Here is a 21,879-nt window from a genome sequence, read left to right on the forward strand (position 1 = left end):
TTGGATAAAAAGGCAATGAGTACTAAATTTGTACGACCAACGGGGGGTGAATAGATTTGGGCTTTGAAATTGAGGAAGATGAGGTGATTTGTATGGAAATTTTGAAGGCTCTGGATTTAAAAAAATACTATGGTGATGATAAGAATTTGGTGAAGGCATTAGATGGAGCTAGTATAGAAGTAAAACGAGGAGAGTTTGTAGCTATTGTGGGAACTTCTGGATCAGGAAAATCTACCTTATTGCATATGCTAGGTGGATTAGACAAACCTACATCTGGAGAGGTTATAATTGATGACAAGAATATATTTAAACTAAAGGATGATGAACTCACTATATTCCGTAGAAGAAAGATTGGATTTATTTTTCAAAATTATAATTTAATCCCAGTTTTGAATGTATATGAAAACATTACACTTCCTATTTCTTTAGATGGAAATGAAATTGACAGGGAATATATTGAAGAGATATTTAAGACTTTGGGAATTGAAGATAAAAGGTATAATATGCCAAATCACCTTTCTGGTGGGCAGCAGCAAAGAGTTGCTATTGGTCGTGCATTGGCTACTAAACCGTCTATTATATTAGCTGATGAACCAACGGGTAACTTAGATAGCAAAACTAGCTTAGATGTCATGGGATTAATAAAGGTATCTAGTAAGAGGTTTAATCAAACAGTTATTATGATTACTCATAATGAAGAAATTGCTCAAATGGCAGACCGTATTATTAGAATTGAAGACGGTAAAATTCTTGGTGGTGAGATAAATGAATAAGGTTAGTAATAAAAAAATTATTAACAAAATCGCCACATCTAGTTTAAAAAACAATCGTAGAAGAAATATTATTGCCTTTATTGCCATTGCATTGACTACCTTATTATTTACAAGTCTTTTTACTATTGGATTTGGTATGAAAAATTCTATGGAACTTGAGACCATGAGAATGGTGGGGACTACATTTCATGGGGCATTTAAACGTATAAATATAGAGGATATAGATAGATTAAAGACTCATCCGTTAATTAAAGAGGCTGGAATAAGGCAAATGATTGGAGCAGTGATAAATGATGAATTTATCAAAGAGCAAGTAGAGATTTCTTATGGGGATGAAAATTATATTAAAAGAGGTTTTAATTATCCTACTACTGGGAGGCTACCCATAGAAAAAAATGAGATAATTACTGATACTTTAGTGCTAGATTTACTTAAAATTCCTCATAGAGTAGGAGAAAAGATTAGATTAAGATATACCATTGAAGAAAATGGAATAGTACTAGAAACTATAGAAGATGAGTTTATACTATCGGGATTCTACGATGCAGATGAGGCTATGATGGCAAGGATGGTGTTTACATCAAAAGAATATGCAGATTCCCTTAATTTGCCAGAAAATATATATTACTTAGATGTAATGTTTTCTAATTCAAAGAATATTGAAGAAAAATTAATTCAGGTTCAATCAGAAAGTGGATACGTTCCTGATGAAGAAGGTCCAGCTATTGATATTGGAGTTAATTGGGGATATATGTCAGGAAAACTGGAAGATGCTGACCCCATTACTATAGGTGGCATGGTATTGATTCTATTGATTATCATCTTTACAGGATATTTGATTATATATAATATATTTCAGATTTCTGTAGTTTCAGATATTAAATTCTATGGACTGTTAAAAACAGTAGGTACAACTAAAAAGCAGATTATGAGGATTATAAGAAGACAGGCCTTTTTTATATCTTTAATAGGAATCCCAATAGGATTAATATTAGGATATTTTGCAGGGAATTTGATTCTTCCTAGAATTGCCTCTACTACATCAATTGGAGGTCGAGTGGTGAAGAGTCCAACACCTTGGATTTTCTTGTTTTCCATATTATTCTCCTTAATTACAGTTTTTATATCCTGTAGGAAACCAGGAAAGATTGCAGGAAAAGTCTCACCTGTGGAAGCTGTAAAAATTACAGATATTGATAAGGTGAATTATGATCATATAAGAAAATCAGAAGCAAGGGTTAATATTAGTAAAATGGCAATGTCCAATTTATTTAGAAACAAAATTAGAACTGTTATTGTTCTTCTATCTATGTCTTTAAGTTTAATTCTCCTTAATTCTGTATATACAATGACAAATAGTTTTGATATGAATAAATATCTAAGTGAATTTATTAATTCTGATTTTGTATTAGGGTCAGCAAAATATTTTAAATCTGATTTTAGATTCAAAGAAGATAGTTTAACTGAGGATGTAATAGGGTTGATAAACAGTAAAAAGGGATTTGAAAATGGAGGTAGAATTTATTATACTCCAGCTGATTCTGTGGAATTTTTAGATGAAAAAGATTTAGAACCTCAAAATCAAACTCCTATTCAACTTTATGGATTAGATGATTATTTAATAGATAGACAAAAAATAATAAAAGGTCAAATCGACGTGGAAAAATTAAAGAGCGGAGATTATATTATCTATGGTGGGTATACCAATAATAATGGGACTCCAGTATGGGATAGGATTAAGTATGATGTGGGAGATAGCGTTAAATTAAATACAGAGAATGGAGTCAAAGAATTTGAAGTAATGGCTATTATATCCTATGACTATACAAACCATGCTAGATATGTAAACTTTATAAGTGATAAGAATGGAAAGGCGATCCATAGCCAATTATTATATTTACCTTCAAATGTTTATAAGGAAATAATAAAAGACCCATTTACTATGGTCTATCAATTTGATGTGGAGGGTGAAAATATAACTGATTATGAAAGTTTCCTAGAGGATTATACGAATAGCATTGACTATACCTTAGACTATGATTCTAGAGACAAACAAAAATCTGATTTTGATAATTATAAGAATATGTTTTTATTAGTTGGAGGTTCTTTAAGTTTTATTGTAGCCTTGGTGGGAATTGTTAATTTTATTAACTCAATAACAACAAGTATCATCACAAGAAAAAGAGAATTTGCATTACTTCAAAGTATAGGAATGACAAGAAAACAGTTAAATTCTATGCTTATAAGAGAAGGGATATTTTATTCTTTGGGAACTATGATTATATCTGCAATATTCTCCATAGTCATATCTATTACTATAATAAAGAAACTAACTAGGGAATCTTTTTTTGCTACTTATAATTTTACCTTAAAGCCACTTGCAATAGCTCTACCTATTATAATTATTCTAGGGATTATTTTACCATATATTATAAATAAATCTATGGTAAGGGAAAGTATAGTGGAAAGAATTAAAAGAGACGATTAAAGAGTTTATAAAACAAATAGGATGTATTATATATTCAATAAGTATCTTTTTTGGTGCTAGTCATCAAAAGATACTTATTGTTATGTTTTTATCCAAATTTCTTACTCTAATAGTTTTGAAATCTGATATAATAGTATATAATAAGAAAAATGGAGGGAATTAAATGTTAGTTACTGGAAGAGAATTGTTATTAGATGCTCAAAAAAATGGATATGCTGTTGGTGCTTTTAATGTAAACAATATGGAGATAGTGCAAGCTATTATTGAAGCTGCTGAAGAAACTAATTCACCAGTGATTCTTCAAGCTAGTCAAGGTGGAATTAAATATGCTGGTATAGAATATATTGCTGGTCTAGGAAAGATAGCTGCTAGAAATGCTAAGGTGCCAGTAGCTTTACACTTAGATCATGGTACTGATTTTGACCAAGTAATGTTATGTATTAGACATGGTTTTACTTCTGTAATGATTGACGGATCTAGATTTGCCCTAGATGAAAATATTGCATATACTAATAAGGTAATAGAGGTAGCTCATGCTGTAGGTGTTTCTGTTGAGGCAGAGTTAGGAAAGATTGGAGGTACTGAGGATCATATTACCGTAGATGAAAGAGATGCTACTTTTACAGATCCAGAGGAAGCATTAAGATTTGTAAAGGAGACTAATATAGACTTTTTAGCAATAGCAGTAGGTACTGCCCATGGTGTGTATAAGGGAGAACCAAAACTTGACTTCGATAGAATAAAGACTATAAGAGATAAGGTAGGAGTTCCCCTAGTGCTACATGGTTCTTCTGGAGTTCCTGAAGAGGCTCTGAGAAAAGCTATATCTTTAGGAATTTGTAAGATAAACATAGATACAGATCTTAGAATAGCATTTGCTGAAGGAGTAAAAGACTTCATTAAAGCTAATCCAGATAATATTGATCCAAGAAAGATATTAACTCCTGCAAAAACTCGAATGAAAGAAAAAATTAAAGAAAAAATGCATATATTCGGCTCAGTAGGTAGAGCGTAAAGCCAATTCACAATTCACGATGCACGATGCACAATTAAAGAAAGCGACCGAAGGTCGCTAAAAAGACCTTATAACTAGACTCCAGTAACTGTGAACTGTGAATTGTGAATTGTGCATTGTGCATTGGAAAAAAGGGGGGTATAGTATGAAGCTTTTTATTGATACTGCAAATATAGAAGAAATAAAAGAAATTAATGAATGGGGAGTTATCTGTGGAGTCACCACCAATCCTAGCTTAATCGCTAAGGAGGGTAGAGATTTCAAGGAAGTTGTTAAAGAAATTGCTGACATAGTAGATGGACCTATTAGTGCCGAGGTTATTTCTTTAGATAAGGAAGGAATGCTGAGGGAAGCTAGGGAGTTAGTTAAAATTCATCCGAATATTGTTATCAAGATTCCTATGACTAAAGAAGGACTAAAAGCTGTAAAGGTTTTAGCTGAAGAAGGAATCAAGACTAATGTGACTTTGATTTTTTCGGCTAACCAAGCTTTACTTGCAGCTCGTGCTGGGGCTACTTATGTAAGTCCTTTTGTAGGAAGACTAGATGATATTAGTAATGAAGGAATTTACATTATTGAAGATATAGTTCAAGTATTTAATATTCACAATATAAATACTGAAATAATTGCAGCAAGTATTAGACATCCTATTCATGTATTAGATGCTGCAAAAGCTGGAGCCCATATTTCAACTATACCATATAAAGTATTTGGACAAATGCTTGATCATCCATTGACTGATATAGGTATAGATAAATTTTTAAAGGATTGGGAAGGCTTACAAATTAAATAGGGAGTGTTAAGATGGATAGAAATTTGGCATTAAATTTAGCAAGAGTAACGGAAGCAGCTGCGTTAGCTAGTGCAAAATTTTTAGGTAGAGGAGACAAGAATGCTGCAGACCAGGCTGCCGTTGATGCTATGAGGCGTATGTTTGATACTGTAAATATAGACGGAGTCGTAGTTATTGGTGAAGGTGAGATTGACGAGGCACCTATGCTATATATTGGAGAACAAATAGGCATAGCAGGTCCAGATAGTTTAAAAATAGATATAGCAGTAGACCCTCTAGACGGAACAAGCTCCATTGCATATGGCCGTCCTGATGCTGTTTCTGTAGTAGCTATAGCTCCGAGGGGTTGCATGCTTCATGCTCCAGATACTTACATGAAAAAAATAGCTGTAGGACCAAAAGCGGCTGGAGTTATAGATATCAATGCTCCTATAGAGGACAATATAGCTCAAGTTGCTAAGGCTTTAGATAAAGATGTATCAGAAGTTACTATAACTATGCTTGATAGGCCAAGGCACAATGACTTGGTGGCAAGTATAAGAAAAGCTGGAGCAAGGATTAGAATGATTACTGATGGAGATGTGATTGCTGCCATAAATACATGTTTTGAAAATACAGGTGTGGATATGATGGTAGGTATAGGAGGAGCTCCTGAGGGAGTTATAACTGCGGCAGCCCTAAAATGTATGGGTGGTGAATTCCAAGGCATTTTACATCCTGTGACAGAAGAACAAAAAAGAAGATGTATAGAGATGGGCGTTGACTTAAATAAAGTATATAAGACAGATGACCTTGTAAAGGGAGATGAAATAGTTTTTGCAGCAACAGGTGTATCACATGGAGAACTACTTCAAGGAGTGAAGTATCTAGAAAATAATGTTGCTTCAACTCATACTCTAGTTTTGAGAGCGGAGACAGGCACTATAAGATTTATTGAGGCTACTCATAAATTAGATAAAAAACCAGAATACGCGAAATAGAAACAATGCACAATTCACGATGCACAATGCACGATTGAAAACATAAATAAAGAGATTGCTATTCTGGGCAAAGCGAGGAATCTAGTCTTTGAATCTTTTAATTGTGAACTAAAGTAGGGAACCAAAATCATGGTTTTTGATTTTGTGTTCATCACTTAGCTACTGATATTTGCCCCGCAGTATAATTCAGTAGTCCTTTAGGGTTTGTTTATCTAGTGAATTGTGAATTGTGAATTGTCAATTGATGAAAGGGGTGTTTATGTTTGACGGAACATGATCTGTCGGATAAAAAAATAGGCGAACTAAGAGAGATTGCAAAATCTCAAGGAATAGCCAGTCCTTATAAATATAAGAAGGACGAGTTAAAGGATATAATACTTCAAAACTTTGCTTCGGAAGAAAAAGAGAAATTGGAAGAAAAAGAGTTATCTGATGAAAATGAAGTAAAAATAAATATTAAAGATATTGAAACTGAGGATTTACCCGAAAAAGTCACGGAAGAATTGGAGAATATGGATAAGATAAACGGGGCTGAAGGAATCCTCGAGTTACATGCAGATGGTTATGGTTTTTTAAGATCTGATAATTATTTATCTGGTGATGAGGATATATACATTTCCCCGTCTCAAATCAGACGATTTAGATTAAGAACAGGAGATAAAATCTTTGGCGTTACTAGAGATCCAAATCCTGGAGAAAGATATAAAGCTCTTCTCTATATAAAATCTGTTAATGGAATGCATCCAGAAACCTGTACAAAAAGACCTAATTTCGATAGTTTGACTCCCATATACCCAACTAAAAGATTAAAACTTGAAACTAATTCCTCTGAGCTTGCTACTAGGATGATTGATTTAATCGCACCTATTGGCAAGGGACAAAGAGGTATGATTGTGTCTCCGCCAAAGGCTGGAAAAACATCTTTACTTAAAATGGTTGCGAATTCTATAGAAAAAAATCATCCTGAAGTAGAAGTGATTGTGCTTCTAATAGATGAAAGACCTGAAGAGGTAACTGATATGAAAAGATCAGTAAAGGGTGATGTAGTTTACTCAACATTTGATGAACTACCACAACATCATACAAAGGTTGCTGAAATTGTATTGGAAAGAGCAAAAAGGTTGGTAGAACATGGTAAAGATGTAGTGGTTTTACTAGATAGTATTACAAGGCTTGCTAGAGCATATAACTTAACGATACCAGCTACAGGCAGAACTCTTTCAGGAGGATTAGATCCAGGTGCATTACATAAACCTAAGAGATTTTTTGGTGCTGCAAGAAATTTAGAAGAAGGTGGCTCTTTAACTATTCTTGCTACGGCTTTAGTTGAGACTGGCAGCCGTATGGATGATGTTATATTTGAAGAATTTAAAGGAACGGGTAATATGGAAATTCATTTGGATAGAAAGTTATCTGAGAAGAGAATATTCCCAGCTGTTGATATTAATAAATCAGGAACTAGGAGAGAAGAATTACTTCTATCTCAAAAAGAACTTGAAACAATATGGGCTATAAGAAAAGCTATGGGAAATGCACCTACACAAGATGTGACTGAGAATTTAATAGAAAACTTAGTAAAAACTAGAAATAACGACCAATTCATAGATGAGATGAGAAATAAAATTTGGTTTTAGTTGAAAAGAAAAAAATTATATGCTATAATTTAATGGTTGAATTATGAAAGAATGTTTTTTTGCTATATATTAGCAGTTGAAGAGAGGTGAAAGGAATGAAGGCGGATATTCATCCAAATTATAAAGAAGCTACTGTAACTTGTGCCTGTGGAAATACATTTACAACAGGTTCTGTTAAAGATGAATTAAGAGTTGAAATCTGTTCAGAATGTCATCCATTCTTTACAGGTCGTCAAAAATTCGTTGAACGTGGTGGACGTGTTGAAAAATTCAAGAAGAAATACAATATGGACTAATTTCTTCAGAAAACTAGGTTAGATGCTTGGGCAACTAACCTTTATTTTTTATGACCTAACACAACGAACGACAGTGAGTTGATGTAGGTCAAACGTAACGAGCACCAAATCTATACGAGCGTAGTGAGTAAATAGATTTGAGTTGCGAGACTACGGGAAATGACCTAACACAACGAACGTTAGTGAGCTTTAGTAGGTCAAACGCACCTACGCTGTCCGTTTTGTCTACAATTCGCTACGCTTATTGGACAAAAAGGCAATGAGCACCAACCCTAATGTAGAATTTCTCATTAGGAGTGTCCGTTAGGACCAAATTTATGCGACCGATAGGGAGCAAATAAATTTGAGTTGCGAGATACCTAACATGACGAAACAAAGTAGTAACAACTCTGCTCAAGAGAAAAGACCAAAAATTCGGGGGTGAATATATGAAAATAAAGAATTTAGATAGAGTACCCAAACATATTACAAGCATTGGAGGACAGGCACTAATAGAAGGGTTATGATGCGTGGACCAAAGGATATAGCTATTGCTGTTAGAAAACCTGATGGAGAAATTGAAATAAAAATGGAAAAGTTAAACACTTTGGGTATGAGGTATAAAATATTCAAACTTCCATTTATCAGGGGAATAGTAGGACTTGTAGAGGCTTTAATGTTTGGTACTAGAGCATTGATGTATTCAGCGGAATTCTATGAAGAGGAAGAAGAAACCTCATCTAAAGAAAGTTTTACTCAAAAGATATTTAAAGATAAAGCAGGAGATATTGAGATGGTCTTTGCTGTAATCAGCTCTATCATACTTGCTGTAGGAATATTTATGATATTGCCTACTCTTTTAACCAATTTCTTTAAGGGTAGAATTAATAGCTCAATAGGTTTAAATCTTATAGAAGGCTTAGTTAGAATAATAATATTCTTAATATATATAATAGGAGTGTCTAAACTAGATGATATTAGAAGAGTATTTGAATATCATGGTGCTGAACATAAGACTATACATTGCTATGAAAATGAAGAAGAGCTTACAGTTGAAAATGTAAAGAAACATCCAATTCTTCATCCAAGATGTGGAACTAGCTTTTTATTTATGGTAATGATAATTAGTATATTGGTCTTATCATTCTTTGGCTGGCCGAATCCATTACAAAGATTTGTTGTGAGGATTTTGATGTTTCCTGTAATTGCAGGTATATCTTATGAAATAAATAGGCTTATTGGGAAAAGCAGTTCAAAATTAGCTTATCTTCTTTCTTATCCTGGCCTAATGATTCAAAAACTAGCTACAGTAAAAGAGCCTGATGGTGAGCAAATTCAAGTGGCCATAGAATCATTAAAAGCAGTTTTAACAGATAATAAGGATGAGGATAAATGGTAACAATAAATAATCTACTAAGGAAGTCGGAAAATTCCATCTTAGATTCAATTCTAATATTATGCAAATTATTAGATGTAGATAAATCCTATATATATACCTATGGAGATAGGGAAGTCTCAAAAGAAGTCGAGGAAAAGTTTTTGTATCTCATGGAAGAAAGAGCTAGGGGATATCCTATACAGTATATATTAGGAGAAAGAGAGTTTATGGGGCTAGATTTTTATTTAGAGGAAGGAGTTCTAGTCCCTAGACCAGATACTGAAATTTTAGTAGAGTATACTATAGACTATATAAATAAAAATTATGGGGATAGAAATATTAAAGTGTTAGATTTGGGCATTGGTAGTGGTGCTATTTCATTAAGTATAGCTCACTATTGTAAAAATGCCTTTGTCTACGGAGTCGATATTTCAGATACTGCAATTAAGGTAGCAAATATTAATAAAGAGAAATTAAATTTGTTCAATGTTAATTTTTATAAAGGTGATTTGTTTAAAGCACTAGAAGGGCTTGATTTAGATGGTGGATTCCAAATAATAGCATCTAATCCACCATATATTGCTTCTAAAGAAATTGAAAATTTAGATACGACAGTAAAGGATTTTGAACCAAGGCTTGCTTTAGATGGTGGATTAGATGGTTTAGACTTTTACAGGAAGATTACACCTGAAAGTAAACAATTTTTAGACGATAATGGACTTTTGATATATGAAATTGGTTACGATCAGGGAGAGGCTGTTGTAGAGATTTTACATTCGGAAGGATTTAATAAAGTATCAGTTTTAAAAGATCTACAAGGACTTGATAGAGTAGTTTTAGGTATTAAATAGTAAAGGAGTTGTGCTTTCAATGAAGTTGCTATTTAAATTATTTTCAACGTTTTTTAAAATAGGTGCATTTACTATTGGTGGGGGATATGCTATGCTTCCTTTAATTCAAAGGGAAGTTGTTGATGAAAACCAATGGCTTACCACAGAAGAATTTATGGATATATTGGCTATAGCTGAGGTAACTCCAGGACCTGTAGCTGTGAATACAAGTACTTATGTGGGATATAAAAAGGCAGGTTTAAAAGGAGCTCTATTTTGTACATTGGGGACTGTTCTTCCTTCTTTTGTGATTATACTCCTTATTGTTAAGTTTTTTTGGGGGTATAGAGGAAATCCTATTGTGGAGAAAATATTTCTAGGAATAAGACCTGCAGTAGCGGCATTAATATTTTCAGCAGTATATAAACTGGGATCAAAAATGAAACTTAGTGTTTCTATGATAGCAGGAGCTTTACTTACAGTTTTGGCTATAATAATATTGGATATTAGTCCTATAATAATAATTCTTATAGCTGCTTTTGGCTCAATTATCTATTTTAAAAATAAGGAGAAGAAAATATGAATGTATTGAAGCTTTTTATATCATTTTTAAAAATAGGGGCCTTTAGTTTTGGTGGCGGATATGCTATGCTACCATTGATAAGAAAAGAGATAATAGATGTCCATGGTTGGTTGACGACTAAGGAATTTATAGATATATTGGCTGTAGTAGAAATGACACCAGGGCCAGTTGCAATAAATTCTGCTACTTTCTTGGGATATAAGGTAGCGGGAATATTAGGATCTGTAGCGGCTACGATTGCTGTAGTTCTGCCATCTATAGTTATAATACTTATTATAGCTCATTTTCTGTCAAAGGTTAAGGATTCTCCTTATATTACTTGGGCATTTACAGGAATAAGACCAGTTGTATTAGGCCTTATTGCTTCTGCTAGTATAACTGTGGCCAAGGATGCTGTTATAGATATAAAGAGTTTGGTATTGATGGTTATCCTATTTTACTTAACCTCATTTAAAAAATTGCATCCTATACTTACAATTGTAATTGCTGGTACAGTGGGAGCGTTTTATTTTTTAATTGGAAATTAATAAAAAATAATTGACAATTGATAAAATAAAATTCATACTTAATAAGGTATGATTAAAGTTAAAAAATAAAATTAAATAGAAATTTTTCAATTAATAATTAAAAGATAAGAGAATAATATTTTTAACAAATTGATTTATTTCAATGTTTTTAATTGTTAACTGAATATTGTTAATCGTTAATTGAATATAGGGGAGTGAGAATATGCTAGATAAATTAGCTGCAATTGAAGAGAAATACATTGAATTAGGCGAAAAAGTAATGGATATGGAAGTAATAAATGACAGAGTATTGTTTCAAAAATTGATGAAGGAACATTCTGATATAGAGCCTATCGTATTTAAATATAGAGAATTTGTAGAAACTAGAGACAATCTTGAAGAAGCAAAAGAAATGCTTAGAGATAAATTAGATGATGAAATGAAAGAATTAGTTAAAGAGGAGATAAAAGACCTTGAAGCTTCTTTAGAAGCTATTGAGGAAGAATTGAGAGTATTATTAGTACCAAAGGATCCAAATGATCATAAGAATGTTATTGTAGAAATAAGAGGTGGAGCCGGAGGAGATGAAGCTGCTTTATTCTCAGGGGTTTTATTTAGAATGTACTCAAGATATGCAGAGAGAAATAGATGGAAAGTAGAAATAATGAGTACGAATGAAATAGGTATTGGTGGATTTAAAGAAGTAATATTTATGATAAAAGGTAAGGGTGCTTATAGTAGACTAAAATACGAATCTGGTGTACACAGAGTTCAAAGAGTACCTGAAACTGAAGCAAGCGGTAGAATACACACATCAACATCTACAGTTGCAGTGTTGCCTGAAGCGGAAGATGTTGATATAGATATACAAGAGAAGGATTTAAAAATAGATATTTATAGATCATCTGGGGCAGGTGGACAGCACGTAAATACTACTGATTCTGCTGTTAGAATCACTCATTTACCTACAGGAGTGGTAGTTGCCTGCCAAGACGAAAGAAGCCAAATCAAAAATAGAGAAAAGGCAATGAAAATATTAAAAACTAAATTATACGATAAGTTATTAACAGATCAAGCAGCAGAAATAGCTGAAGAGAGAAAGGGTCAAGTAGGTACAGGCGATAGATCAGAAAGAATTAGAACATATAATTTCCCGCAGGGTAGAGTTACAGACCATAGAATCAATCTAACGCTATATAAGTTAGATGCCTTTGTAGATGGTGATTTAGATGAGATGATAGATGCTTTAATTACCTCAGACCAAGCAGAAAAATTAAGTTCAGAAGAATAGATAACAAAAACGGTGACCTTTTACGGTTACCGTTTTTTTATTTATTTAAAATATAATACAATACCTAATATAAATCCAACAACAGTACCAATACTAGAAAACCTTCCTCTGTGGAGGGTTTTTCCCGTTGGGATTAATTCATCACAGACTATATATAACATGATACCTCCTGCACTAGCTAAGCAGAGGGAAATAACAGTATTAGAAATATTACCTAAATAAGCACCGATATATGCTCCTATTCCAGTAGTCATTCCCACTAGAACGCTAAATAGCATTATTTTCCAAGTCTTAATCTTATTCATACTTAGAGGTAGTGAGATAGACATCCCTTCAGGAATATTGTGTAAGAGCATTGCCATAGTAAGAACTAATCCAAAATCAGAGATGCCAACTAAGGTAGAGCCTAGAGCCATACCTTCTGGGATACTATGTATAGCCACACTTAATCCCAAAATTGCACCTGTCTTTATGCTCACAAAGCAAGATAACTTATCTAATAAAGTTTCCAATATAATAATAACCAATATACCTATTGTAACACCTAATATCACATTAAGTACCCCACCTATGTAAAATGCTTCAGGAAATAAGTGAAAGCTTACTATAAACATCATAAATCCACCAGTCAATCCTAATAAAAAACTTAACACTTTATCTGTTTTCTTTATATATATTCCAATTATACTTCCTAAACTAATGCCTATGACACCTACTAAAAGTCCAATAATACCTATAATCCATTCACTCATTTTAACCCCTCCCATTAATAAATATGAAAGGTTTCTAATAATTATTATTCTAATTGATGAATGAGTATAGATAAATACACAATAAAGAATTATTGAATTATACTTTGGATAGTAGGTATAAGTAGCTAAGCCAAATTGCTGTAATTATCAAAGTTTTTTGTATAATTACAGTACATAAAAGTTATGTTTTTGGGATTTCTATAGTTTGCAATTTTGGATTCTTACTTATGTGAATTGTGAATTGTTAATTTGTAGGTAATAATATATAATAATATAAAGCAAAAAAGTCAGTGAATAGTTAAAAGTTATAAAATTAGTGAATAGTGAAAAGTTAAAAGTGAATAGTTTTAAGAAGAAGTCCGTGTATTTTGATTTTCAGCTATTAATTATTGACTGTTAATTATTCACTGTTTCCCCATTATTTACAAATAAGGTGAGAGGTAAGTATGAAGACAAAAATAATAAAAATTGATAAAGACAATATAAACAGTGATTTAATAATTGATGCGGTAAATATAATTAAAAATAGTGGATTAGTTGCATTTCCAACTGAAACCGTATATGGACTTGGTGCAAATGGATTTGATGAAAATGCGGCAAAAAAAATATTTGCTGCAAAGGGAAGACCCGAAGATAATCCATTGATTCTTCACGTCTATTCAGTAGAGCAAGTTGAGGAGCTAGTGGAGGAAATTCCAGATATAGCTAAAAAATGCATGGAGGAATTTTGGCCTGGACCGTTAACAATCCTTCTGCCAAAATCCGATAAAGTACCAAATATAATTACTGCAGGATTAGATACTGTAGCAATTAGGATGCCGGAGAATAAAATAGCATTGGAGCTAATAAAAATGTCAAATGTTCCCATAGCTGCACCTTCTGCTAATATATCAGGAAGACCTAGTCCTACATCAGCTAAGCATGTAATAGATGACTTAATGGATAAAGTAGATATGATAGTAGATGGCGGAGAGACAGGAGTAGGATTAGAGTCAACGGTACTAGATTTATCAGGAGATTTACCTATGATTCTTCGTCCAGGAGGAGTAACTAAGGAAGATTTACAGAAAATAATCCCCAATGTAACTATAGACTTTGCTATAATAAAAGAGGATGCAAATATAATTCCTAAATCCCCTGGACAAAAATATAGACATTATGCTCCAAAATCAGAGATGCTTGTTTTTAGCGGTGATATTGATAAGATAACAGATGCTATTATGGCAAAGACTAAAGAATATATGGCTATTGGTAAAAGGGTAGGGGTTATTTGTACTGATGAAACAAAGGAAATTTATAAGGATGGGCTGATAATATCTATGGGCAGCAGGCGAAATAACGAAACCATTGCTCGTAATTTATTTAATACCCTTAGACTGTTTGATGAGGAGAATGTAGATATCATCTTAGCAGAGGGGGTTGAACCATCACATTTAGGAATAGCAATAATGAATAGAATGATGAAGGCTGCTGGCGGTAGAATTATTAAGGTTTAGAAGGAGAGAACTAAATGATAGTTTTGTTTGTATGTACTGGTAATACTTGTAGAAGTCCTATGGCAGAGGGGATTTTGAAATCTATAGCCAAAGAAAAAAAATTAAGCCTAGAAGTCAAATCTGCAGGAATCTCTGTATTCGATGGAGATAATGCATCTAGGAATTCTATAGAAGCTATGAAGAAAATCGGAATCGATATATCGAAGCATAAAGCGAGACAGCTTCATAGAGATTTAGTCGACGAGGCTGATTTGATTTTAACTATGTCTAGACCTCATAAGGAAATTATAATATCAAATTTTCCGTCGGCTAAGGATAAGATTTTTGCTTTATTAGAATATGTTTATAAAATAGATAAAGATATAGCAGATCCCTATGGTGGAAATCTTCTCTTATATGAACATACAAGAGAAGAAATTTATAAAGCAATAAAAAAGATAATTGACAATGGCCAATTGACAATTAATTAAAGAGAGGATGAATATAAATGAAAATAGGCATAGGCAGTGATCATGGTGGTTTTGAATTAAAGGAATATATTAAGGAGTATTTAGATAGAGAGGGAATTTCTTATATTGATTATGGCACAAATTCCATCGAATCAGTGGATTATCCAGATTATGGAAAAAAGGTATCTGAAGCTGTTGTATCCAAAGAAGTGGATAAGGCTATTGTCATCTGCGGCACAGGTATTGGTATTTCTATAGCTTGCAATAAGGTAAAGGGAATTAGATGTGCATTATGTGGAGATACCTACTCAGCCAGAATGAGCAGAGAACATAATGATGCTAATATTTTAGCTCTTGGAGGCAGGGTAATTGGAAGAGATTTGGCTTTAGAAATAGTTTCTATATGGTTAAAAACACAATTTGAAGGCGGAAGGCATGAAAAAAGAGTAGAAAAAATAAGTGAAATTGAAGGCTAGTTTATGATATAATTTTCAAGGAAAATAATTAATGTTGAGAAAGGAGTTTTTCATATGGGAAACGTAGTAGTATTTGACCATCCTCTTATTAAACATAAACTTACATTTATAAGAGATAAAAATACAGGATCTAAGGAGTTTAGAGAATTAGTTACAGAGGTTTCAATGCTTATGGGTTATGAGGTAACTAGAGATTTACCTTTAGAGGAGATTGAAATAGAAACCCCTCTTATGAAAATGAAATCACAAGTTATATCAGGTAAGAAGGTGGGACTTATACCAATACTTAGAGCAGGACTTGGTATGGTTGATGGTATGTTAAATCTTTTGCCAGCGGCTCGTGTAGGACATATTGGGCTTTATAGAGATCCAGAGACGTTAAAACCTGTAGAGTATTATTGTAAATTACCTCAAGATATTGAAGAAAGAGAATTGATAGTCTTAGACCCTATGCTTGCAACAGGAGGTTCGGCTGTAGCTGCAATAGATTTTTTAAAAAAGAGAGGTGCTACAAGCATAAAATTAGTTTGCTTGATAGCTGCTCCTGAGGGAGTGAAGGCTGTAACAGATTCTCATCCAGATGTAGATATTTATGTAGCTGCTTTAGATGAAAAACTAAATGATCACGCTTATATAGTCCCAGGTCTTGGAGATGCTGGTGACAGATTGTTCGGAACTAAATAAAAGGAGAGGGATTTGCTATGAAAAGCTTTATTGCACCATTTTTGCTAGCAACGGTTATTTCATATTTGTCTACTCCTTTGGTAAGGAAACTAGCATTTAAGGTAGGGGCCGTTGATATTCCAAAAGATGATAGAAGAGTGCACAAAGAGGCTATGCCACTTATTGGTGGTTTGGCTATATTTGTAGCAGTAATTGTGGTTACTTTAATATTTTTACCTTTAGAAAAAGAAATTATTTCAATAATAATAGGTGGAACTGTTATTGTAATAGGGGGCATAATAGACGATCTTAAGGAGCTAAAACCTAAAACTAAATTTATGTTTCAAATCATAGCAGGCTTGATACTTATATTTGGTGATGTGAAAGTTGATTTCATTACAAATCCCTTTACAAAAAACAGCTCACTGCTGTACTTAAATTGGTTATCTATACCTATTACTTTGTTTTGGGTAGTTGGTATTACTAATACATTAAACTTCATAGATGGATTAGATGGATTATCTGCGGGAGTTGCTATGATATCAAGTATAACCCTTATGATTGTAGCTAGTAAAGGGTATACTAGCAATTATATCAGTGTGATCATAATGTCAGCTGCTATAGCTGGTGCATGTTTAGGCTTTTTACCATTTAATTTTAACCCAGCGAAGATTTTCATGGGTGATACTGGTGCATTATTCTTAGGATTTATGTTAGCCGCCATAACAATAGAAGGTGTTATGAAGAGCGTAGCAACTATTGCTATTGTTGCACCTATACTTATATTATCTGTACCCATTTTTGATACTACTTTTGCAATATTTAGGAGATTATTAAATGGGCAATCTATATCAGCGGCAGATAAAGGACATTTACACCATAGGCTTTTAAGTAGAGGGTATTCTCAGAGAAAATCCGTGCTAATACTTTATGGCATATCTGCGATTTTTGGCTTATTTGCAATATTAGTATCTCAAGCCAATAGTAGACAGGCTGTATATTTATCTTTAGTGTTACTTATCGTATCAGTGCTAGTAGCCATAAAGCTGGGGATATTTGAAAAGAGATAGCGAATAGTTAAGAGTATTAAAAGCAGTGAATAGTGAAGAGTGAAAAGTGAATAGTTCAGGATAAGGATTTTTGGGGTCTTTTAGTCTTTTCAACTATTCACTATTAGTTATTCACTAAAGAGATGAAAGGATGATTTATCTTATGAAAATAATGACTGTCTTTGGTACAAGACCAGAGGGAATCAAGATGGCTCCAATAATTAAGGAGTTGGAGAAGAGAGAAGGTATTGAATCTGTTATATGCATTACTGCTCAACATAGACAGATGTTAGATCCGGTACTAAATATATTTAATATAAAACCGGATTATGATTTGAATATATTTAAACCTGGACAAACTCTAACAGAAATCACAACAAGGGCCTTAGAAGGTCTAGAGGAAGTAATTATAAAGGAGAAGCCTGACGTACTACTGGTTCAAGGTGATACTACTACAGTATTTGCAGGAGCTTTAGCTGCATTTTATCAAAAGGTAAAGGTTGGGCATGTAGAAGCAGGACTTCGTAGTGGAAATCTATATTCACCATATCCTGAGGAAGCTAATAGGAGATTAGCTGGTTTACTTGCAAATTTTCATTTTGCTCCAACAGAAAGGAATAGGCAAAACTTATTAAAAGAAGATTATTCAGATGAAAAAATATTTATTACAGGCAATACTGTAATAGATGCTTTAAAGTATGTTATCAAAGAAGATTACATATTTGATATTGATTTATTAAACAATCTAGATTATGAGAATAAAAGAGTAATTTTAATTACAGCCCATAGGAGTGAAAATATTGGTAAGCCTATGGAAAATATATTTACTGCAATTAAAGATATTATGGAAAAATATGAAGATGTAGAATTAGTTTTTCCTATGCATCTAAATCCTAAGGTACGAGAAATTGCTAATAAAGTTTTAACAAACAATGATAGGATACATTTGATAGAGCCTTTAGATTATGCACCTATGGCAAATCTTATGGCAAAAGCACATCTAATCGTTACAGATTCAGGTGGACTTCAAGAAGAAGGACCAACCTTTGGCAAGCCTGTACTTGTAGTTCGTGAAGAAACAGAAAGACCAGAAGGAATAGAGGCTGGAACAGCTAAACTAGTAGGTACTAAATATGAGAGTGTATTTAATGAGCTTAATCTTCTGTTATCAAATAAGGATGAATATAATAAGATGGCTAATGCTGTAAATCCATATGGAGATGGAAAGGCAAGTGAGAGAATAGTAGACATATTGATCAATTCACAATGCACGATGCACAACTTAAACAATGCACAATTGGGAAAGCGGTGAACTAGGGGCAAAAGGCCCCAAAAACGTTCTAAAGCAATTGTGAATTGTGAACTGTGAATTGTGAATTAGAGAAGTGAATTGTGCATTAAAAAAGGGGTTGAGATTTTGGTAGATAAATTAACCGAACTTAGGGATAGTTTTGAAATGTTAGAGGATATTTTAAATTATGCATATGAAGGCTATGTATTAGTTGATCCTGAAGGCAAAATAGTTAAGATGAATTATGAAAAGCTTTTAGGAATAAAAGAAGAAGACGCAATCGGAAAACCAGTAGAAGAAATTATCGAAAATACTCGTATGCATATTGTAGTAAAGACAGGGGCTAAGGAGTTAAGAGATGTACAGAGAATACAAGGTCATGATATGATTACAAACCGTATTCCCATAATAAAGCAGAACAAAGTAATTGGAGCCGTAGGCACAGTGCTTTTTAAAGATATCAGCGAAGTAAAGGAGTTGGCTCACCAGCTCCTTGATTTGCAATCAAAGATAAATAAATATAGAGGTGAAATTGAAAGAATAGAAGGGAGTAAGTACTCCTTTGATAGTATTATCACTAGAAATCCAAAGATGGAATATTTAAAAAAGGTTGGTAGGATGGCAGCAGAAACAAATTCAACTGTGCTTATTACAGGAGAATCTGGTACTGGTAAGGAGTTATTTGCACATGCAATTCATAGAGCAAGCTATAGAAAGGGAGAGGCCTTTATAGCTATTAATTGTGCTGCAATCCCCAAAGACTTATTAGAATCCGAGTTATTTGGATATGATAGTGGTGCATTTACTGGAGCTAGAAAAGAAGGTAAGGTTGGAAAATTTGAACTTGCTTCAGGAGGAACCATTTTTTAGATGAAATAGGAGATATGCCTTTAGAAATGCAGGCAAAAATTCTTAGGGTATTAGAATCTAAAGAATTTGAAAGAATTGGCAGTAACAAAAAAGTTTCATTCGATGCTAGAGTTATAGCAGCTACAAATGAAAATATAGAAGAAGCAATAAAAAAGGGTAAATTCAGGGAGGATTTATACTACAGATTAAATGTAATAACTATAGAAATTCCACCACTTCATGAAAGAATTGAGGATATAGAGCCTTTGAGTCAGGATATTCTTGCTTTTTTACTTAGGGAAATGAACCTAGGAGAAAAAGAGCTGGCTAGAGAAACTATAAAAATCCTTAAATCATATAGTTGGCCAGGAAATGTAAGAGAACTAAGAAATGTATTGGAAAGAGCAATTAATCTTTCTACAGGTAGGATTATTTTGCCAGAACATCTACCAGAAAGACTTATGAATAGGGCAAGCTATATAGTGGGAGACCCAGATGATATACCTTTATTAAAGGATGTTGTTTTAGTAGCTGAAAAAGAAGCCATAGAGAAAGCTCTTGTTTTGACCAAGGGAAATAAATCTCTAGCTGCCGAGAAATTGGGAATACACAGGACAGCTCTATATAAAAAGATTGATAAGTATAAAATAGAAAGTTGAAATGTAGCTAGAAATATACAAAATTATTGATGATGTATACTTTTTGCTACATGATTTTTATATAAATATAAGCAAACTGTATAATAAAACGTACACTCTATAAATATTACATCATATCAAAAAAATCATAATTTAATTTATACATCATATACATTAGTGAACTCAACAGTTTTAGTCAATAAAATACTTTTTATATAACTTGGCACAATAATTGCTATTATATTTATTATATGGATTTAATAAAAAATTACAAATAGATTGATTTAAAAAACAAATAAATTATAGGAGGTATAAAAATGAGAGAAGTTGTTATTGCTTCAGCAGTTAGAACACCTATTGGTGCATTTGGAGGTAAGTTTAAAGATGTTTCTGCAGTGCAACTTGGTACTATAGTAGCTAAGGAAGCCCTAAAAAGAGCAAAAGTAGATCCAAGTATGGTAGATGAAGTTATTTTTGGTAATGTATTACAAGCTGGATTAGGCCAAAACGTTGCTAGACAGGTATCAGTACATGCAGGTATTCCTGTAGAAGTACCTTCTTTTACAGTTAATAAAGTTTGTGGTTCTGGACTAAAGACAGTTGCTTGGCAGTCTCAGGCTATTTTAGCAGGAGAAGCAGATATAGTATTAGCAGGTGGTACAGAGAATATGAGTCAGGCTCCATATCTATTAAAATCTGCTAGATGGGGTCAAAGAATGGGTAATGGTCAAATAGAAGATTACATGGTACAAGATGGTCTAACTGATATTTTCAATAATTACCATATGGGAATTACAGCAGAAAATATTGTAGAAAAATATGGCCTTACTCGTGAGGAACAAGATCAATTATCATTAGGAAGCCAAAACAAAGCAGAAGAAGCTGTAAAGAGTGGAAGATTTAAAGAAGAAATTATTGCTGTTGAGATTCCTCAAAGAAAGGGAGATCCAATAGTTGTTGATACTGATGAATATCCAAAATTTGGTACTACCATAGAGACGTTAGGAAAACTTAGACCAGCATTTAAGAAAGATGGTAGTGTAACTGCAGGAAATGCTTCTGGTATCAATGATGGAGCAGCTGCTTTAGTTGTAATGAGTAAAGAAAAGGCTGACGAGCTAGGAATTACTCCATTAGCTACTATTGCATCCTATGCTTCAGCAGGGGTGGAGCCATCCTTAATGGGAACTGGACCTATTCCGGCTACAAGAAAAGCTTTAACTAAAGCTAATATGACAGTAGAAGATTTAGATTTAATAGAAGCAAACGAAGCTTTTGCAGCTCAAGCATTATCAGTTATAAAGGATCTTAACCTTGACACTGATAAAGTTAACGTAAATGGTGGAGCTATAGCTTTAGGTCATCCAATAGGCGCTTCAGGAGCTAGAATATTAGTTTCATTATTACATGAAATGGCAAAGAGAGATGCTAAAAATGGTTTAGCTACCCTATGTATAGGTGGAGGACAAGGAATAGCTATGATAGTTAAAAGATAGTGAATAATTAAAAGTGAATAGTGAATAACAGAAAGTAGTTATATATAATAGTGAATAAATAATAGTTTGAAAGGCTAAAAGAGATGGCTATCCTTATCTTTTAAACTATTGGATTTTCACTAATTCTAAAACTATTCACTATTCTCTCTTCACTATTGACTAAATAAAGGAGGT

Annotated in this window: 21 protein-coding genes and 1 pseudogene; 21 read left to right on the top strand and 1 reads right to left on the bottom strand. The window is 33.1% G+C overall.

What is annotated here, in order from left to right; translation table 11 throughout:
- Nucleotides 1-92 precede the first annotated feature (92 nt).
- The 12 genes from CIW83_RS04085 to prfA all read left to right on the top strand — a co-directional run bounded on the left by CIW83_RS04085 (nucleotide 93) and on the right by prfA (nucleotide 12,546).
- Nucleotides 93-773, top strand: a complete 681-nt coding sequence (locus CIW83_RS04085; protein ID WP_094899670.1) for an ABC transporter ATP-binding protein — start codon at nucleotides 93-95, stop codon at nucleotides 771-773.
- Nucleotides 766-3,261, top strand: coding sequence for an ABC transporter permease (locus tag CIW83_RS04090; RefSeq protein WP_094899598.1), 2,496 nt, complete (start codon nucleotides 766-768; stop codon nucleotides 3,259-3,261). Before CIW83_RS04085 ends, CIW83_RS04090 begins: the two co-directional genes overlap by 8 nt.
- 163 nt (nucleotides 3,262-3,424) lie before the next feature.
- Nucleotides 3,425-4,276 carry a class II fructose-1,6-bisphosphate aldolase gene (locus CIW83_RS04095; protein WP_094899599.1) on the top strand — a complete coding sequence of 284 codons (852 nt, stop codon included), beginning with the start codon at nucleotides 3,425-3,427 and terminating at the stop codon, nucleotides 4,274-4,276.
- 145 nt (nucleotides 4,277-4,421) lie between these two features.
- On the top strand, nucleotides 4,422-5,069 hold the full coding sequence (gene fsa / locus CIW83_RS04100; RefSeq protein WP_094899600.1) for a fructose-6-phosphate aldolase: 648 nt from the start codon (nucleotides 4,422-4,424) through the stop codon (nucleotides 5,067-5,069).
- Nucleotides 5,070-5,080: 11 nt separating this feature from the next.
- Nucleotides 5,081-6,049: a class II fructose-bisphosphatase gene (gene glpX / locus CIW83_RS04105; RefSeq protein ID WP_094899601.1), complete on the top strand. Its 969-nt coding sequence runs from the start codon at nucleotides 5,081-5,083 to the stop codon at nucleotides 6,047-6,049.
- Nucleotides 6,050-6,312: 263 nt separating this feature from the next.
- Nucleotides 6,313-7,683 carry a transcription termination factor Rho gene (gene rho, locus CIW83_RS04110; protein ID WP_094899602.1) on the top strand — a complete coding sequence of 457 codons (1,371 nt, stop codon included), beginning with the start codon at nucleotides 6,313-6,315 and terminating at the stop codon, nucleotides 7,681-7,683.
- Between the two features lie 95 nt (nucleotides 7,684-7,778).
- Nucleotides 7,779-7,979, top strand: coding sequence for a 50S ribosomal protein L31 (gene rpmE / locus CIW83_RS04115; RefSeq protein WP_094899603.1), 201 nt, complete (start codon nucleotides 7,779-7,781; stop codon nucleotides 7,977-7,979).
- Nucleotides 7,980-8,484: 505 nt separating this feature from the next.
- The gene (locus CIW83_RS04120; protein WP_235601218.1) at nucleotides 8,485-9,357 is read left to right on the top strand and encodes a DUF1385 domain-containing protein; all 873 of its coding nucleotides are present in this window, start codon (nucleotides 8,485-8,487) and stop codon (nucleotides 9,355-9,357) included.
- Nucleotides 9,351-10,187, top strand: a complete 837-nt coding sequence (gene prmC / locus CIW83_RS04125) for a peptide chain release factor N(5)-glutamine methyltransferase (protein WP_094899604.1) — start codon at nucleotides 9,351-9,353, stop codon at nucleotides 10,185-10,187. Before CIW83_RS04120 ends, prmC begins: the two co-directional genes overlap by 7 nt.
- A gap of 19 nt (nucleotides 10,188-10,206) precedes the next feature.
- A complete protein-coding gene (locus CIW83_RS04130; protein ID WP_094899605.1) occupies nucleotides 10,207-10,749 on the top strand; it encodes a chromate transporter in 543 nt (180 codons plus the stop codon).
- Nucleotides 10,746-11,276 (top strand): chromate transporter, encoded by a 531-nt coding sequence (locus CIW83_RS04135; protein ID WP_094899606.1) that lies wholly within the window; start codon nucleotides 10,746-10,748, stop codon nucleotides 11,274-11,276. Before CIW83_RS04130 ends, CIW83_RS04135 begins: the two co-directional genes overlap by 4 nt.
- Before the next feature lie 202 nt (nucleotides 11,277-11,478).
- Nucleotides 11,479-12,546, top strand: coding sequence for a peptide chain release factor 1 (prfA, locus tag CIW83_RS04140; RefSeq protein ID WP_094899607.1), 1,068 nt, complete (start codon nucleotides 11,479-11,481; stop codon nucleotides 12,544-12,546).
- A 41-nt stretch (nucleotides 12,547-12,587) separates the two neighbouring features.
- Here the strand turns inward: prfA and CIW83_RS04145 are convergent, their stop codons facing one another.
- Complete coding sequence (locus tag CIW83_RS04145; RefSeq protein WP_094899608.1) at nucleotides 12,588-13,298, bottom strand: ZIP family metal transporter; 711 nt, start codon at nucleotides 13,296-13,298, stop codon at nucleotides 12,588-12,590.
- Nucleotides 13,299-13,744: 446 nt separating this feature from the next.
- On the opposite strand from CIW83_RS04145, the gene CIW83_RS04150 reads away from it, so the two are divergent.
- The 9 genes and pseudogenes from CIW83_RS04150 (at nucleotide 13,745) to CIW83_RS04185 (ending at nucleotide 21,705) form a co-directional block, all read left to right on the top strand.
- A complete protein-coding gene (locus tag CIW83_RS04150) occupies nucleotides 13,745-14,794 on the top strand; it encodes an L-threonylcarbamoyladenylate synthase (RefSeq protein ID WP_094899609.1) in 1,050 nt (349 codons plus the stop codon).
- 14 nt (nucleotides 14,795-14,808) lie between these two features.
- A complete protein-coding gene (locus CIW83_RS04155) occupies nucleotides 14,809-15,264 on the top strand; it encodes a low molecular weight protein arginine phosphatase (protein ID WP_094899610.1) in 456 nt (151 codons plus the stop codon).
- 17 nt (nucleotides 15,265-15,281) lie between these two features.
- On the top strand, nucleotides 15,282-15,719 hold the full coding sequence (gene rpiB, locus CIW83_RS04160; RefSeq protein ID WP_094899611.1) for a ribose 5-phosphate isomerase B: 438 nt from the start codon (nucleotides 15,282-15,284) through the stop codon (nucleotides 15,717-15,719).
- 54 nt (nucleotides 15,720-15,773) lie between these two features.
- Complete coding sequence (gene upp / locus CIW83_RS04165; RefSeq protein ID WP_094899612.1) at nucleotides 15,774-16,403, top strand: uracil phosphoribosyltransferase; 630 nt, start codon at nucleotides 15,774-15,776, stop codon at nucleotides 16,401-16,403.
- 17 nt (nucleotides 16,404-16,420) lie between these two features.
- Nucleotides 16,421-17,452, top strand: coding sequence for a glycosyltransferase family 4 protein (locus tag CIW83_RS04170; RefSeq protein WP_094899613.1), 1,032 nt, complete (start codon nucleotides 16,421-16,423; stop codon nucleotides 17,450-17,452).
- Between the two features lie 142 nt (nucleotides 17,453-17,594).
- On the top strand, nucleotides 17,595-18,743 hold the full coding sequence (gene wecB / locus CIW83_RS04175) for a non-hydrolyzing UDP-N-acetylglucosamine 2-epimerase (protein WP_094899614.1): 1,149 nt from the start codon (nucleotides 17,595-17,597) through the stop codon (nucleotides 18,741-18,743).
- 144 nt (nucleotides 18,744-18,887) lie between these two features.
- A pseudogene (locus CIW83_RS22635) lies at nucleotides 18,888-19,750 on the top strand (sigma-54 interaction domain-containing protein); the annotation flags it as partial.
- A 282-nt stretch (nucleotides 19,751-20,032) separates the two neighbouring features.
- Nucleotides 20,033-20,230 carry a helix-turn-helix domain-containing protein gene (locus tag CIW83_RS23545; RefSeq protein WP_235601221.1) on the top strand — a complete coding sequence of 66 codons (198 nt, stop codon included), beginning with the start codon at nucleotides 20,033-20,035 and terminating at the stop codon, nucleotides 20,228-20,230.
- A 296-nt stretch (nucleotides 20,231-20,526) separates the two neighbouring features.
- Entirely contained in the window at nucleotides 20,527-21,705 is a 1,179-nt protein-coding gene (locus CIW83_RS04185; RefSeq protein ID WP_094899615.1) for an acetyl-CoA C-acetyltransferase, read from the top strand.
- Nucleotides 21,706-21,879: the final 174 nt, after the last annotated feature.

The sequence above is a fragment of the Tissierella sp. P1 genome, assembly GCF_002266425.1.
In the GTDB taxonomy this organism is placed as follows: domain Bacteria; phylum Bacillota; class Clostridia; order Tissierellales; family Tissierellaceae; genus Tissierella; species Tissierella carlieri.

Coding starts and splice junctions, on each gene's coding strand:
- wecB (WP_094899614.1), top strand. CDS start 17,595: ATGAAAATAATGACTGTCTTTGGTACAAGACCAGAGGGAATCAAGATG.
- CIW83_RS04150 (WP_094899609.1), top strand. CDS start 13,745: ATGAAGACAAAAATAATAAAAATTGATAAAGACAATATAAACAGTGAT.
- CIW83_RS04135 (WP_094899606.1), top strand. CDS start 10,746: ATGAATGTATTGAAGCTTTTTATATCATTTTTAAAAATAGGGGCCTTT.
- fsa (WP_094899600.1), top strand. CDS start 4,422: ATGAAGCTTTTTATTGATACTGCAAATATAGAAGAAATAAAAGAAATT.
- rpmE (WP_094899603.1), top strand. CDS start 7,779: ATGAAGGCGGATATTCATCCAAATTATAAAGAAGCTACTGTAACTTGT.
- CIW83_RS04145 (WP_094899608.1), bottom strand. CDS start 13,298: ATGAGTGAATGGATTATAGGTATTATTGGACTTTTAGTAGGTGTCATA.
- CIW83_RS04155 (WP_094899610.1), top strand. CDS start 14,809: ATGATAGTTTTGTTTGTATGTACTGGTAATACTTGTAGAAGTCCTATG.
- CIW83_RS04170 (WP_094899613.1), top strand. CDS start 16,421: ATGAAAAGCTTTATTGCACCATTTTTGCTAGCAACGGTTATTTCATAT.
- CIW83_RS04185 (WP_094899615.1), top strand. CDS start 20,527: ATGAGAGAAGTTGTTATTGCTTCAGCAGTTAGAACACCTATTGGTGCA.
- rpiB (WP_094899611.1), top strand. CDS start 15,282: ATGAAAATAGGCATAGGCAGTGATCATGGTGGTTTTGAATTAAAGGAA.
- CIW83_RS04095 (WP_094899599.1), top strand. CDS start 3,425: ATGTTAGTTACTGGAAGAGAATTGTTATTAGATGCTCAAAAAAATGGA.
- upp (WP_094899612.1), top strand. CDS start 15,774: ATGGGAAACGTAGTAGTATTTGACCATCCTCTTATTAAACATAAACTT.
- CIW83_RS04090 (WP_094899598.1), top strand. CDS start 766: ATGAATAAGGTTAGTAATAAAAAAATTATTAACAAAATCGCCACATCT.
- CIW83_RS04120 (WP_235601218.1), top strand. CDS start 8,485: ATGCGTGGACCAAAGGATATAGCTATTGCTGTTAGAAAACCTGATGGA.
- prmC (WP_094899604.1), top strand. CDS start 9,351: ATGGTAACAATAAATAATCTACTAAGGAAGTCGGAAAATTCCATCTTA.
- CIW83_RS23545 (WP_235601221.1), top strand. CDS start 20,033: ATGAATAGGGCAAGCTATATAGTGGGAGACCCAGATGATATACCTTTA.
- CIW83_RS04130 (WP_094899605.1), top strand. CDS start 10,207: ATGAAGTTGCTATTTAAATTATTTTCAACGTTTTTTAAAATAGGTGCA.
- CIW83_RS04085 (WP_094899670.1), top strand. CDS start 93: ATGGAAATTTTGAAGGCTCTGGATTTAAAAAAATACTATGGTGATGAT.
- prfA (WP_094899607.1), top strand. CDS start 11,479: ATGCTAGATAAATTAGCTGCAATTGAAGAGAAATACATTGAATTAGGC.
- glpX (WP_094899601.1), top strand. CDS start 5,081: ATGGATAGAAATTTGGCATTAAATTTAGCAAGAGTAACGGAAGCAGCT.